Annotated in this window: 10 protein-coding genes; 6 read left to right on the top strand and 4 right to left on the bottom strand. The window is 72.4% G+C overall.

The window, feature by feature from the left end; translation table 11 throughout:
* Nucleotides 1-70: 70 nt before the first annotated feature.
* Together OHL10_RS03200 and OHL10_RS03195 are read right to left on the bottom strand one after the other, a co-directional pair.
* Nucleotides 71-1,396: a ThiF family adenylyltransferase gene (locus tag OHL10_RS03200; protein WP_265520702.1), complete on the bottom strand. Its 1,326-nt coding sequence runs from the start codon at nucleotides 1,394-1,396 to the stop codon at nucleotides 71-73.
* Nucleotides 1,396-1,914, bottom strand: a complete 519-nt coding sequence (locus OHL10_RS03195; protein ID WP_322645513.1) for a DUF3817 domain-containing protein — start codon at nucleotides 1,912-1,914, stop codon at nucleotides 1,396-1,398. The genes OHL10_RS03200 and OHL10_RS03195 overlap by 1 nt, the downstream gene beginning before the upstream one ends.
* A gap of 59 nt (nucleotides 1,915-1,973) precedes the next feature.
* Here OHL10_RS03195 and OHL10_RS03190 point away from each other — a divergent pair, with 59 nt between their 5' ends.
* The 3 genes from OHL10_RS03190 (at nucleotide 1,974) to OHL10_RS03180 (ending at nucleotide 6,358) form a co-directional block, all read left to right on the top strand.
* The gene (locus OHL10_RS03190; RefSeq protein WP_265520701.1) at nucleotides 1,974-3,845 is read left to right on the top strand and encodes an ABC transporter ATP-binding protein; all 1,872 of its coding nucleotides are present in this window, start codon (nucleotides 1,974-1,976) and stop codon (nucleotides 3,843-3,845) included.
* Nucleotides 3,842-5,575 (top strand): ABC transporter ATP-binding protein, encoded by a 1,734-nt coding sequence (locus OHL10_RS03185; protein WP_265520700.1) that lies wholly within the window; start codon nucleotides 3,842-3,844, stop codon nucleotides 5,573-5,575. Before OHL10_RS03190 ends, OHL10_RS03185 begins: the two co-directional genes overlap by 4 nt.
* A gap of 81 nt (nucleotides 5,576-5,656) precedes the next feature.
* A complete protein-coding gene (locus OHL10_RS03180; protein ID WP_265520699.1) occupies nucleotides 5,657-6,358 on the top strand; it encodes a YceI family protein in 702 nt (233 codons plus the stop codon).
* Here OHL10_RS03180 and OHL10_RS03175 read toward each other — a convergent pair.
* Entirely contained in the window at nucleotides 6,345-7,211 is an 867-nt protein-coding gene (locus OHL10_RS03175; protein WP_265520698.1) for an SURF1 family protein, read from the bottom strand. The genes OHL10_RS03180 and OHL10_RS03175 overlap by 14 nt on opposite strands.
* Before the next feature lie 62 nt (nucleotides 7,212-7,273).
* Nucleotides 7,274-7,405 (bottom strand): hypothetical protein, encoded by a 132-nt coding sequence (locus OHL10_RS03170; RefSeq protein WP_265520697.1) that lies wholly within the window; start codon nucleotides 7,403-7,405, stop codon nucleotides 7,274-7,276.
* Nucleotides 7,406-7,498: 93 nt separating this feature from the next.
* On the opposite strand from OHL10_RS03170, the gene OHL10_RS03165 reads away from it, so the two are divergent.
* Genes OHL10_RS03165 through OHL10_RS03155 form a run of 3 tightly spaced genes read left to right on the top strand, consistent with a single transcriptional unit; the run spans nucleotide 7,499 to nucleotide 13,442 of the window.
* Nucleotides 7,499-10,003 carry a phosphoketolase family protein gene (locus tag OHL10_RS03165; RefSeq protein WP_265520696.1) on the top strand — a complete coding sequence of 835 codons (2,505 nt, stop codon included), beginning with the start codon at nucleotides 7,499-7,501 and terminating at the stop codon, nucleotides 10,001-10,003.
* A complete protein-coding gene (pta, locus tag OHL10_RS03160; RefSeq protein ID WP_265520695.1) occupies nucleotides 10,000-12,189 on the top strand; it encodes a phosphate acetyltransferase in 2,190 nt (729 codons plus the stop codon). Before OHL10_RS03165 ends, pta begins: the two co-directional genes overlap by 4 nt.
* A complete protein-coding gene (locus tag OHL10_RS03155) occupies nucleotides 12,186-13,442 on the top strand; it encodes an acetate/propionate family kinase (protein ID WP_265520694.1) in 1,257 nt (418 codons plus the stop codon). The genes pta and OHL10_RS03155 overlap by 4 nt, the downstream gene beginning before the upstream one ends.
* The last annotated feature ends 7 nt before the right edge of the window (nucleotides 13,443-13,449 follow it).

The following is a 13,449-nucleotide window of genomic DNA, read 5'->3' as shown; positions in this document are numbered from 1 at the left end:
CCCACCCCTCAACCCACCCGTGCCCACGGCCGAGGTAGAACGGCAGTCGCCGAGATAGAACTCCAGTACGTCACTGGAGTTCTACCTCGGCAACGGGGGTTCTCTCTCGGCGTGGGGTCAGCGCGGCGCGGAGCGCCGGGGCGCCGCCCAGGACGTCGCGGGCGTCGACGCCGGCCGCGCGCAGCACCTCGACCACGCGCGCCGACCGGATGCCCGCGGCGCAGACCACGAGCAGCGGCCCGTCGGCGGTCAGGTCAGCCACGTCGCCCAGCTCGGCCAGCGCGGCCCGGGCGTCGTCCTCGCCGCCGACGAACCGTCCGCTCGGCACCACGTGCGCGCCCGCCAGGGGCGCGAGCTTCGCCTCCCACTCCTCGCGGACGTCGAGCAGCACGGACCCGCCCGCCAGCAGGCGCGCCACCTCCGCCGGGCCCGCGCCCGGGCCCGACGACGGCCCCTCGCCCGCCGCGTCCGCCTCACCGGGCGCCGCGGTCGCCGGGGCCGCGACCCCGCAGAACGCCGCGTACGCGTCGTCGCCGGTGAGCAGCGCGGTCACGGGGGGCCGGGTGGGGTCCGGCCGGACGGTGAGCTGGCGCCACGTGAGGTCGAGCGCGCCGTAGACCGCCAGGCGACCCAGCAGCGTCGTGCCCGCCCCCGTGACGAGCTTGACGGCCTCGGTCGCCATGACCGAGCCGATCGTCCCGCACATCGCGCCGAGCACCCCGCCCGTGGCGCAGTCCGGCGCGGCACCGGGCGGCGGCGGCTCCGGGAAGACGTCCCGGTAGGTCACGCCGGCGGGACCGTCGACCGCACCGGGAGCGGGGCGGGGCCGGCCCCAGAACACGCTCACCTGACCGCCGAACCGGTAGATCGAGCCCCAGACGACCGGGATACCGCTGATCTCCGCGGCGTCGGACACGAGGTAGCGGGTCGCGAAGTTGTCCGCGCCGTCGAGGACGACGTCGTAGCCCGCCAGGACGTCCAGCGCGTTCGAGGCGTCGAGGCGCACCGCGTGCTCGACGACCCGCACGTGCGGGTTCACCTCCGCGATCGTCTCCGTCGCGGAGGTGACCTTCGGCCGGCCGACGTCCGACCCGCCGTGGATCACCTGGCGCTGCAGGTTCGAGGTGTCCACGACGTCGTCGTCCACGATGCCGATCGTGCCCACCCCGGCCGCGGCGAGGTACAGCAGCGCGGGGCTGCCGAGCCCGCCCGCACCGACGACGAGCACCCGCGCGCCCGCCAGCCGGCGCTGCCCCTGCGGACCGATGCCCGGCAGGCTCAGGTGCCGGGCGTAGCGCGCGACCTCGTCGACCGACAGGTCCTCGGCCCGTGGCTCGACGAGCGGTGCGAGCGAGGCGCTGCCCGGCTCCCCCGGGCCGCGACGGGCGGCGCTCATCAGGTGTACTGCTCCTCGAGCGCGCCGAGCTTGGCGTCCGCCTCGGCGTGGACCTTCTTCTCCAGGACGAACGACATGACCGGCACGACGCCGGCGAACACCAGCGACGCCAGGCGGCCCCAGCCCCAGCGCATCTTGGTCCACAGGTCGAGCACCGTGACGAGGTACACGACGTAGATCCACCCGTGCGCGAACGGGATCCACTCGATGAACGGCAGGACGGCGGACCCGTCGACGAACCGGAACACGACGTACTTGAGGAGCATCTCGACGACGAGGACGAGGAGCATGATGCCGGTGACGAGCGCCGCCGCGCGGTAGCGCGCCAGCGACCCGCGGGCCTTGCGGATCGCGGTGCGCGCAGCCTCCGGGCTCGGTCCCGCGGCCGCTGCCGTGGTCGTTGCCGTGGTCGCTGCCGTGGTCGTTGCCGTGGTCGTTGCCGGGTCCGCCGGAGCGGCCGGCCCGGCCGCAGCGGTCGGGGTCGTCGAGGTGGGCTCCGCTGGCTCGGGGTGGATCATCTGTGAGGATTCCTTACGCTGTCCGAAAAAGCCTGGCCGGGTGTCGGAGGCCGTACCTAATGTTAGTGAACGTGCGACCCCTCCCCCTCCCCGACCCGGGAACCCCTGACCTCACCGGCCCGGCCGCCTACCTGTGGTGGCTCGCGCGCCGTCAGTGGGGCATCCTCGCGATCGCCGTCCTGCTCGGCGTCGTGACCTTCGTCTGCCAGGCCGTGATGCCGTACGTGCTCGGCCAGGCCCTCGACGAAGGGCTCGCCGACGGGTTCGGCCGCACGCTCCTCGGGTGGGCCGCCGTCATGCTCGGCATCGGCCTCGTGCAGGTGGCCGCGTCGGCCGTCGGGCACCGCTACGACGTGGAGAACTGGCTGCGCTCGGCGTTCACCACGTCCCAGCTCGTCGGCGACACGGTCGCCCGCTCGGGTGACAACATCACGGAGGAGCTGCCCACCGGGGAGGTCGTCTCCGCGGTGGCGAGCGACGCGCTGCGCGTCGGCGAGGTCTACGCGATCGCGGCCCGGTTCGCCGGCAGCCTCGTCGCCTACGCGGTCGTCGCCGGGATCATGCTCAGCACGTCCCTGCAGCTCGGGCTCGTCGTCGTGCTCGGCCTCCCGGCCGTCGCCGGGGTGCTCGCCTTCCTCGTCAAGCCGTTGCAGCAGCGTCAGGCCGCCCAGCGCGAGGCGTCGGGCCGGCTCACCACGCTCGGCGCCGACACCGTGAGCGGCCTGCGCATCCTGCGCGGGATCGGCGGCGAGAAGGTCTTCACCGACCGGTACCGGGCGCAGTCCCAGACCGTGCGCCGCACGGGCGTGCGGGTGGCCACGACCCAGTCGTACCTCGACGGGCTGCAGGTCCTGCTGCCCGGGCTGTTCGTCGCGCTCGTGCTCTACCTGGGCGCGCACGCCGCGCTGCGCGGCGACATCAGCGCCGGACAGCTCGTCGCGTTCTACGGGTACGCCGCGTTCCTGTCGTGGCCCCTGCAGAACGCCACCCAGACGCTCCAGGTCACCACGCGCGCCCTCGTCGCGGCCAAGAAGCTCATCACGGTGCTGTCGGTCCAGCCCGCGACCGGCGCCCAGGGCGCCGCGACGGCGGCTCCCCCGGCCGGCTCGCCGCTGGTCGACGACACGAGCGGGGTCGAGCTGACCGCGGGCAGGGTCGTCGCCCTCGTGAGCGTCGACCCGGACGAGACCGCCCGCATCGCCACCCGCATGGGCCGGTTCGACGACGAGGCAGAGTCCGCCACGCCGGTCCGCCTCGGCGGCATCCGGCTCGCCGACCTCGACAAGGAGGTCGTCCGCGAGCGGATCGTCGTCGCCGAGGCCACGCCCCACCTCTTCTCGGGCGTCCTGCGCGACGAGCTCGACGTCCGCGGCGACACCGTCGAGGCCGAGCTCCTGCGCGCGATCATGGTCGCCGACGCGCACGACGTCCTCGACTCGGTGCCCGGAGGCCTCGCGGGCGAGCTCCCCGAGAAGGGCCGCTCGCTGTCGGGCGGCCAGCGCCAGCGCGTCGCGCTCGCCCGCGCGCTCCTCACCGAGCCCGAGATCCTCGTGCTCGTCGAGCCGACGAGCGCCGTCGACGCCCACACCGAGGCGCGCATCGCCGAGCGGCTCGCCGAGGTACGACGCGGCCGCACGACGCTCATCGTCACCGCGAGCCCGCTCGTGCTCGACCACGTCGACGAGGTCCTGTTCGTCGAGGACGGTCGCGTGACGACCAGGGGCTCGCACCGCGAGCTGCTCGATCGACCCAGGACCGCCCACCAGGGCGCCGAGGCCGCCCGCTACCGGGACGTCGTCGGGCGCTCGATGGACGAGCCCGACCCCACCCACCCGAGCGACCCACCGCACCAGACCGACCAGCCCGGACCGACCGACTCACCCGAACAGACCGACCAGATGGCCGACGCCACGAAGGGAGCACGAGGATGAGGCTCCCCGTGGCCGACGCCGCCACCGTGCGCAAGCACACCGCCTACCTGCTCACCGAGCACCGTCGCCCCCTGATCGGTGTCGCGGTCCTGCACACCGTCGCCGCGATCGCCGGCCTCGCCGGTCCGTGGCTGCTCGGACGGCTCGTGGACGCGGTCGCCGAGGGCACGACGGCCACCTACGTCAACCAGGTCATCGCGATCGGCGTGTGCGCGGTCGTGGCGCAGGCCGTGCTCATCCGCTACGCGCAGCGCAGCGCCATGGTCTTCGGCGAGACGGTGTTCGCCGAGCTCCGCGAGGACTTCCTCGAGACCGTGACGACGCTGCCGCTGTCGACCGTGGAGCGGGCCGGCACCGGTGACCTCGTCGCCCGCACGACGAACGACGTCAACCGGATCCAGCACGCCGTGCGGTTCGGGATCCCTCGCGTCATCGTCGCGGTCGTGACGATCCTGCTCACCGTCGTCGCGAGCGTGCTCATCTCGCCGCTCGTCGCGCTCGGGCTCTTCGTCGGCGTGCCGCTCATGGTGGGTGTGTCCCGCTGGTACCTGCGCCGCGCGTCCCCCGGGTACCAGCGCGAGTCGGCCGCCTACGCCACGCTCAACGGCACGATCACCGAGAGCGTCGAGGGTGCACGCACGGTCGACGCCCTCGGTCTGGGCGCGCGCCGCCGCGCCCGCGTGGACGCCGACCTGACGGAGGCCTTCGCCGCGGAGAAGTTCACGCTGCGCCTGCGCACCGTGCTGTTCCCGGCGGTCGACTTCACGTTCGTCATCGCCCCCGTCGCGGTCATCTGCTGGGGCGGGTACCTCCTGTCGACCGGCAACGTGACGATCGGTGCGGTGACGACGATCGCGATGTACGCCTTCCAGCTCGCCGGCCCGGTCTGGGAGCTCATCTTCTGGCTGGACGAGATCCAGGTCGCGGCCACGTCGCTGAGCCGGATCATCGGCGTCAAGCTCGTCGAGAGCGACCGCGAGGCGGGGACCGACGTGCCCGCCGACGAGCACCTCGTGGCGCGGGACGTGGAGTACGCGTACCGGGAGGGGCACAACGTCCTGCACGGCATCGACCTCGATCTCCGGCTCGGCGAGCGGCTCGCCGTCGTCGGTCCGTCGGGCGCCGGCAAGTCCACGCTCGGGCGGATGCTCGCCGGTATCCACCCACCCACGGGCGGTTCGGTGACCGTCGGCGGGGTCTCGCTCGTCGACCTCCCGCTGGAGGACCTGCGCCGGCACGTCGCGCTCGTCACGCAGGAGCACCACGTGTTCGTCGGGTCGCTGGCCGACAACCTCCGCCTGGCGGACGTCGACGCGACCGAGGAGCGGCTGCTCGCTGCGCTCGACGCCGTCGACGCCCACGAGTGGGTCGCGGCGCTCCCCCAAGGGCTGGAGACCGAGGTGGGCTCGGGCGGTCACGTGCTGACACCCGCGCAAGCCCAGCAGGTCGCGCTCGCCCGGCTGGTCCTGCTCGACCCGCACACGCTCGTGCTCGACGAGGCGACCTCGCTGCTCGACCCGCGCGCGGCACGCCACCTCGAGCGTTCGCTCAACGCGGTGCTGGAGGGACGGACCGTCGTGGCGATCGCGCACCGCCTGCACACGGCCCACGACGCGGACCGCGTCGCGGTGGTCGACGACGGACGGATCAGCGAGATCGGCCCGCACGACGAGCTCGTCGCGGCGGGCGGTGAGTACGCGCGCCTGTGGCACTCCTGGCAGCACGAATAGTTGCCTCAGCCGACCTCCAGGCTCTCCCCAGGTTGAGGGCGCATCCTCGGTACTTGACTCGTCAACTATCGAGGAGCAGTCGTGAAGAAGCCTGTCGTCATCGTCATCGTCGGCGCACTCGTCGCTGCCCTGCTCGGCCTCGGGGGCCTGTTCCTCTACGCCCGCTCGCAGCAGGGCACCGAGGCCGCACCGCTCGCCCTGAGCAGCGCCACGGCCGAGGACGAGGGCGCCGCTGACGCCGCAGACGGGTCGGCGACCTCGGCAGAGGACCTCGACGGCGAGTACGTCGTGGGCGAGGGCTCGCAGGCCGGCTACCGCGTGGACGAGGTGCTCTCGGGCCAGGACGTCACGGTCGTCGGGCGGACCGAGGACGTCACCGGGTCGATCACGGTGGCCGGCGGGTCGCTCACCGCGGCGCAGGTCGAGGTCGACATGACGACGATCACGACCGACGACTCGGGCCGCGACAACCAGTTCCTGTCGATCCTCGACACGGCCACGTACCCGACGGCGACGTTCTCGCTCACCGAGCCCGTCGACCTCGCCGACACCGTGACGGGAGACCTCGTCTCCCGGCCCGCCACGGGAGAGCTGACGATCGCCGGCGAGAGCCGCGAGGTGACCGTCGCTCTCGAGGTGCGCACGACGGCGCACGGCGCCGACGTGAGCGTTTCCATCCCCGTGGCGTTCGAGGACTACGGCGTCGAGGCACCGAACCTCGGGTTCGTCCAGGTCGAGGACGTCGGCATCGTCGAGGCGCTCCTGACGATCAGCCGGGCCTGACCGGGAGGCCGGCGATGCCGGCGTCGTCACCGCGGCCGCCCGTACCGGCGCGGCGGCCGCCGGTGACCTCGTCGCGGACCAGGCGGGCCCACAGCAGCACGGCGAAGCCGCCGAAGACCCACCACTGCAGGGCGTAGAAGACGTTCTGCAGGTTGAGGCCCGTGCCGCCCTCGATCACGGGGCGCGGCAGGAGGGCGGGTCCGCCCTCGGCCGGGCCCGGCTGCGGGGGCTCCGCGGAGACGAGCACGACGTAGCCGCCGTAGATCGGTCCGCCCCACGCGTTCGCGAGCGCCGCGGACGAGACGGAGTCCGTCTGCCCGACGGGCAGTCCGCCGGGCCCGGTGGACTCCGACGCCTGGACCCAGCCGGTGAGCCGCACCGTGCCGGTCGGGATGTCGAGCGCGGCGTCGTCGTCCGGGCTCTCGACCCACCCGCGCACCACGGGCACCACGGGCGGCCCGGAGAGGTCGGACCACGACGCACCGCCGGTGCCGTCGTCCTCGACGCGCAGCGGTGTGAGCACGAGGTAGCCGGTCCGCCCGTCGAGCGACCGGCCGGCGACGAGGAGCTGGTCCTGCTCGTACTCGCCCTCGACCCAGACCTCGCGACCGACGATCTCACCGGGGAAGGTGGACTGCGGCGGGAGCAGGACGCCCAGGCCCTCGGGCCCGGTGGCGGCGGCCTCGACGGCGGCGTTCTGCGCCGCAAGGTCGGCGCGCTGCTGGGCGCGGTCGAGCTGCCAGACACCGAGCCGGGCGCACACGGCGGCGGCGAGCAGGAAGACCAGGAGCAGGCCGATCATGCGCGGCTGGCGCGCGACGTCCCAGAAGGAGCGGCGGCGGGGCTCGGGCACGCCTCCCACCGTAGCCGCGCGGCTCGGGTCGGCAGCAATCCTGCGGCGGGTTCGGGCGCATCTCACACTCTCGCGAGGACCGTGCCGGTGACCGTGCCGAGGACCGTGCCGAGGACCGTGCCGAGAACCATGGCGAGGACCTTGGTCGGCGCACCGGGCGGGACCTTCGTCCCTTTCTCCCGTCCTGGGCGCACGTCACACCCCGCAGCCCGCCACAACCTGGTGCGGGGGGCCCTGGCATGCGGTTGTATGAGGACGTATCCGTCCCCCTGCCCGCAGGAGCTGTGATGACGACGACGACCCCTCCCTCGACCGCGAAGACCGCCTGGCGTGCGACGGAGGTGGAGCCCCTCAGCGAGGAGACGCTCGCTCGCGTCGACGGCTGGTGGCGGGCGGCGAACTATCTCTCGGTCGGGCAGATCTACCTGCTCGCGAACCCGCTGCTGCGGACACCGCTCGACCGCGACGACGTCAAGCCGCGCCTCCTGGGCCACTGGGGCACGACCCCCGGCCTGAACTTCCTGTACGCGCACCTCAACCGCGCGATCGCCGAGCGGGAGCAGTCGACGATCTACGTGACGGGCCCGGGTCACGGCGGACCCGGCCTCGTGGCGAACGCCTACCTCGAGGGCACGTACTCGGAGGTGTACTCGGACATCACCGAGGACACCGAGGGCCTGCGACGCCTCTTCCGCCAGTTCTCGTTCCCGGGGGGCATCCCCAGCCACGTCGCGCCCGAGACGCCGGGTTCGATCCACGAGGGGGGCGAGCTGGGCTACGCGCTCTCGCACGCGTACGGCGCGGCGTTCGACAACCCGGACCTCCTCGTCGCGGCCGTCGTGGGCGACGGCGAGGCGGAGACGGGGCCGCTCGCGACGAGCTGGCACTCGAACAAGTTCGTCAACGCGCGCACGGACGGTGTCGTGCTGCCGATCCTGCACCTCAACGGGTACAAGATCGCCAACCCCACGGTCCTCGCGCGGATCAGCGACGACGAGCTGCGCGCGCTCATGGTCGGCTACGGCCACACGCCGTACTTCTTCAGCGGCGGGTTCGACGGCGAGGACCACGGCGAGGTGCACCGGCGGTTCGCGACCCTCCTGGACGAGGTCCTCAACCACATCGCGCAGATCAAGGCCGACGCGGCCGCCGGGAACGAGGAGCGACCGGCCTGGCCGATGATCGTCTTCCGCACCCCCAAGGGCTGGACCTGCCCGCCGGAGATCGACGGCAAGAAGACCGAGGACTCGTGGCGCTCGCACCAGGTGCCGCTCGCGAGCGCCCGGGACACCCCGGAGCACCTCGAGGTCCTCAGGGGCTGGCTCGAGTCGTACCGCCCCGGTGAGCTGTTCGACGACGCGGGCCGGCTCGTCGAGGACGTCGCCGCGCTCGCCCCGCCCGCGACGCTGCGGATGAGCGACAACCCGCACGCCAACGGCGGTCTGCTGCTCAAGGACCTGCGGCTGCCGGACTTCCGCGACTACGCGGTCGACGTCGTGGGGCCGGGTGGTGCTGTCGCGGAGGCGACGCGCGTCCTCGGGCAGTGGCTGACCGACGTCGTGCGGCTCAACCCGGACAACTTCCGGATCTTCGGGCCGGACGAGACGGCCTCGAACCGCCTGCAGGCGGTCTACGAGGTGACGGACAAGCAGTGGAACGCCGACTTCTACGGCCCCGAGGTCGACGACCACATGGCCCGCGTGGGTCGGGTGATGGAGATGCTCTCGGAGCACCAGTGCCAGGGGTGGCTCGAGGGCTACCTGCTCACCGGCCGGCACGGGCTGTTCACGAGCTACGAGGCGTTCATCCACATCGTCGACTCGATGTTCAACCAGCACGCGAAGTGGCTCAAGATCACCAACCACATCCCGTGGCGCCGCCCGATCGCGAGCCTCAACTACCTCCTCTCGAGCCACGTGTGGCGCCAGGACCACAACGGGTTCTCCCACCAGGACCCGGGGTTCATCGACCACGTGGTCAACAAGAAGGCGGAGATCGTCCGGGTCTACCTGCCACCGGACGCGAACACGCTGCTGTCCACCTACGACCACTGCCTGCGCTCGCGCCAATACGTCAACGTGGTCGTGGCGGGCAAGCAGCCCGCGCCGCAGTTCCTGTCCATGGACGCCGCGATCGCGCACTGCACGCGCGGGCTCGGCATCTGGGAGTGGGCCGGGTCTGAGGTCGAGGGCGAGGACCCGGACGTCGTGCTGGGGTGCGCGGGCGACGTCCCGACGCTCGAGGTGCTCGCCGCCGCGCACATCCTGCGCGAACGGCTCCCCCACCTCAAGGTGCGGGTGGTGAACGTCGTCGACCTCATGCGCCTGCAGGACGAGAACGAGCACCCGCACGGCCTGTCGGACAAGGACTTCGACACGCTGTTCACCGCGGACAAGCCGGTGATCTTCAACTACCACGGCTACCCGTGGCTGATCCACCGTCTGACGTACCGGCGCACGAACCACTCGAACATCCACGTGCGCGGGTACAAGGAGGAGGGCACGACGACCACGCCCTTCGACATGGCGATGCTCAACGACATCGACCGGTACCACATGGTGATCGACGTCATCGACCGGGTGCCGTTCCTGCGCTCGAAGGCCGCGGGCCTGCGCCAGGAGATGGTGGACGCCCGGCTCGCGGCCCGGCAGTACACGCGCGAGCACGGTGAGGACATCCCCACGGTCCGTGATTGGGTATGGCCGGACGCCGGAGACACCGGCACCGAGTCGAGCGGCCCCGCGTACGACGCACCGGCCGCCGCGCAGGACACAGGAGGAGACAACGAGTGAGCGAACCGGCTCGCAGCATCTACATCACGTCCCCCGAGGGCGAGACGGGCAAGTCGACGATCGCCCTCGGCGTGCTCGACCTCCTCACGCGCACGGTGCACCGGGTGGGCATCTTCCGCCCGGTGACGCGGGGGACGGGTGCTCAGGACCCGGACTACGTGCTCGAGCTGCTCCTGGAGCACGACGGCGTGGACCTCACGTACGAGCAGGCCATGGGGGTGACCTACGACGAGGTGCACGCCGACCCCGAGGCGGCGTTGTCGACCATCGTGTCGCGCTACCACGAGGTCGCCGCGGCCTGCGACTTCGTCGTGGTCGTCGGCACGGACTACACGGACGTCGCGGGGCCGACCGAGCTGTCGTTCAACGCGCGCATCGCGGCCAACCTCGGCGCACCGGTCCTGCTGGTCGCGTCGGGTCGGGGGCGCACCCCGGAGGCCGTCGGCAACCTCATCGAGGTGAGCGTCGCCGAGCTGCGGTCGCACCACGCGCAGCCGATCGGGGTCGTGGTCAACCGCTGCTTCCCGGGCGCGATCGGCGCCCTGCGCGACGTCCTCGCGGGCCTCCCCACGCTCGCGGCGAGACCCGAGGCGCACGGCGGGCCCGACGTCGGGCCGCTGCCGGGCTGGGCCATCCCCGAGGACCCGCTGCTCAACGCCCCCACCGTGCGGGCGCTCATGGAGGCCGTGGGCGGCACCCTCGCCCTGGGCGAGGAGGAGCTCCTCTCGCGGGAGGCGCTCGACGTCCTCGTGGGCGCGATGTCCCTGGAGCACCTGCTCGGCAAGCTCACCGACGGTGCGGTCGTCATCACCCCCGGTGACCGCAGCGACATCCTCATCGGGCTGCTCGCTGCGCACTCCGCGCAGCACTTCCCGTCGCTCGCGGGCATCATCCTCAACGGCGGGTTCTACCCGCAGGACTCGACGGCCCGGCTCGTCGCCGACCTCGACCCGAGCCTGCCGATCATCCGCACGGACCTCGGGACGTTCCGCTCCGCCAGCGCCGCGGCGAACGCACGCGGTCGCGTGACCAAGGACTCGCAGCGCAAGGTCGACACGGCCCTCGCGCTGTTCGAGCAGAACGTCGACGGCGCCGCGCTCCTCGCGGAGCTCGACGTGCCCCGCCCCGAGGTCGTCACCCCGCTGATGTTCGAGTACGAGCTGCTCGCGCGGGCCCGCGCGGACCGCAAGCACATCGTGCTGCCGGAGGGCGACGACGACCGCATCCTGCGGGCGGCCTCGACGCTGCTGGGCCGCCAGGTCGCCGACCTGACGATTCTCGGCGACGAGCGTGCGGTCCGCGCGCGCGCCACCGAGCTCGGCCTCGACATCGAGGCCGCGACGGTGCTCAGCCCGCACGACCCGGAGCTCGTGGAGCGCTTCGCCGTCGAGTACGCGCGGCTGCGCGCGCACAAGGGCGTCACGGTCGACATGGCACGCGAGACGGTGACCGACGTGTCGTACTTCGGCACGCTCATGGTGCACCTGGGCCTCGCGGACGGCATGGTCTCCGGGGCGCGGCACACCACCGCGCACACCATCAAGCCGTCGTTCGAGATCATCAAGACCGTCCCGGGCGTCTCGGTCGTGTCGTCGGTGTTCCTCATGTGCCTCGAGGACCGTGTCCTCGTCTACGGCGACTGCGCCGTGAACCCGGACCCGAGCGACACGCAGCTCGCCGACATCGCGATCTCCTCGGCCGCGACCGCGGCGCAGTTCGGCGTCGACCAGCGGGTCGCGATGCTCTCCTACTCGACGGGAGAGTCCGGCTCGGGGGCCGACGTCGACAAGGTGCGAGAGGCGACCGAGCTCGTGCGCTCGCGCCGACCCGACCTCACCGTGGCGGGCCCGATCCAGTACGACGCCGCCGTGGACGCCTCCGTCGCGGCGTCGAAGATGCCCGGGTCGGACGTCGCAGGTCGCGCGACCGTCTTCATCTTCCCGGACCTCAACACGGGCAACAACACCTACAAGGCGGTGCAGCGCTCCGCAGGAGCGGTCGCGATCGGGCCGGTCCTGCAGGGCCTGAACAAGCCCGTGAACGACCTGTCGCGCGGCGCGCTCGTCCAGGACATCGTCAACACCGTGGCGATCACGGCGATCCAGGCCCAGCAGCCCGCCGTCGCGCACGCCGTCGCCGACACCAGCACCACACCCGCACCCACCGCCTCTGGAGCCACCGCGTGACCATCCTGCCCGAGGGCGAGCGCCCGAACCCCTACAGCGCGTACGGCGCGCACGGATCCGTGCTCGTCCTGAACTCGGGGTCCTCCTCGCTGAAGTACCAGCTGGTCAACCCCGTGGGGGGCGAGGCCATCGCCGCGGGCACGATCGAGCGGATCGGTGAGGACACCGGGATCGTCAAGCACCGGTTCGCGGGCAACACGACGACCCGCGAGGAGCCCGTCGGCGACCACGGCGTCGCGCTGCGCATCGCGCTGTCGCTGTTCGACGAGGTCGGCCCGGCGCTGGCGGACGCCGACGTGTACGCCGTCGGGCACCGGGTGGTGCACGGCGGCGCGACGTTCTCGGAGCCCGTCCTGGTGGACGACGAGGTCGTGCGGCAGATCGCGGACCTCTCCCCGCTCGCCCCGCTGCACAACCCGCCGAACGTGCGCGGGATCGAGGTGGCACGCGAGATGCTGCCCGACGTCCCGCACGTGGCGGTCTTCGACACCGCGTTCTTCACGACCCTGCCCGAGGCCGCGTCCACCTACGCCCTCGACCGCACGGTCGCCACCGAGCACGGCGTGCGCCGGTACGGCTTCCACGGCACGAGCCACCAGTACGTCTCGGGGAAGGTCGCCCGGGTCCTGGGCCGGCGCGTCGAGAGCCTCAACACGATCGTCCTGCACCTGGGGAACGGGGCGTCTGCGTCCGCGGTGCGCGGTGGTGTCGCGGTCGACACGTCGATGGGGATGACCCCGCTCGAGGGCCTGGTGATGGGGACGCGGACCGGTGACATCGACCCGGCGGTCGTCTTCCACCTGGTGCGCAACGCCGGACTGTCGATCGACGAGGTCGACGACTTGTTCAACAAGCGCTCGGGCGTCAAGGGGCTCTCGGGGGTCAACGACTTCCGAGAGCTGCGGCGTCTCATCGACGCCGGCGACGAGGACGCGACCCTCGCGTTCGAGGTGTACATCCACCGGCTGCGCAAGTACCTCGGCGCGTACGCCGCGGTGCTCGGGCGCGTCGACGTCGTGGCCTTCACCGCGGGCGTCGGGGAGAACGACAGCGACGTGCGGGCCGCGGTCGTCGAGGGTCTCGAGCCGTTCGGCATCGCGGTCGACCCCGACCGCAACGCGGTCCGCTCGGGCGAACCTCGCGTGATCTCGCCGGACTGGACGAGCACGCTGGTGATGGTCGTGCCGACCATGGAGGAGCTGGCGATCGCGCGTCAGTGCGTCGAGGCCGTGGAGTCCGCCGCCCGCGCCTGAGCGGTGC

It is taken from the genome of Oerskovia flava (assembly GCF_026163685.1).
GTDB classification, from domain to species: Bacteria; Actinomycetota; Actinomycetes; order Actinomycetales; family Cellulomonadaceae; genus Oerskovia_A; species Oerskovia_A flava.
This window is presented reverse-complemented; position numbering and strand designations above follow the sequence as displayed.

What these genes read in the sequence shown, in the direction of transcription:
- OHL10_RS03200 (WP_265520702.1), bottom strand. Translation starts at nt 1,396, where the DNA reads ATGAGCGCCGCCCGTCGCGGCCCGGGGGAGCCGGGCAGCGCCTCGCTC.
- OHL10_RS03195 (WP_322645513.1), bottom strand. Translation starts at nt 1,914, where the DNA reads ATGATCCACCCCGAGCCAGCGGAGCCCACCTCGACGACCCCGACCGCT.
- OHL10_RS03190 (WP_265520701.1), top strand. Translation starts at nt 1,974, where the DNA reads ATGTTAGTGAACGTGCGACCCCTCCCCCTCCCCGACCCGGGAACCCCT.
- OHL10_RS03185 (WP_265520700.1), top strand. Translation starts at nt 3,842, where the DNA reads ATGAGGCTCCCCGTGGCCGACGCCGCCACCGTGCGCAAGCACACCGCC.
- OHL10_RS03165 (WP_265520696.1), top strand. Translation starts at nt 7,499, where the DNA reads ATGACGACGACGACCCCTCCCTCGACCGCGAAGACCGCCTGGCGTGCG.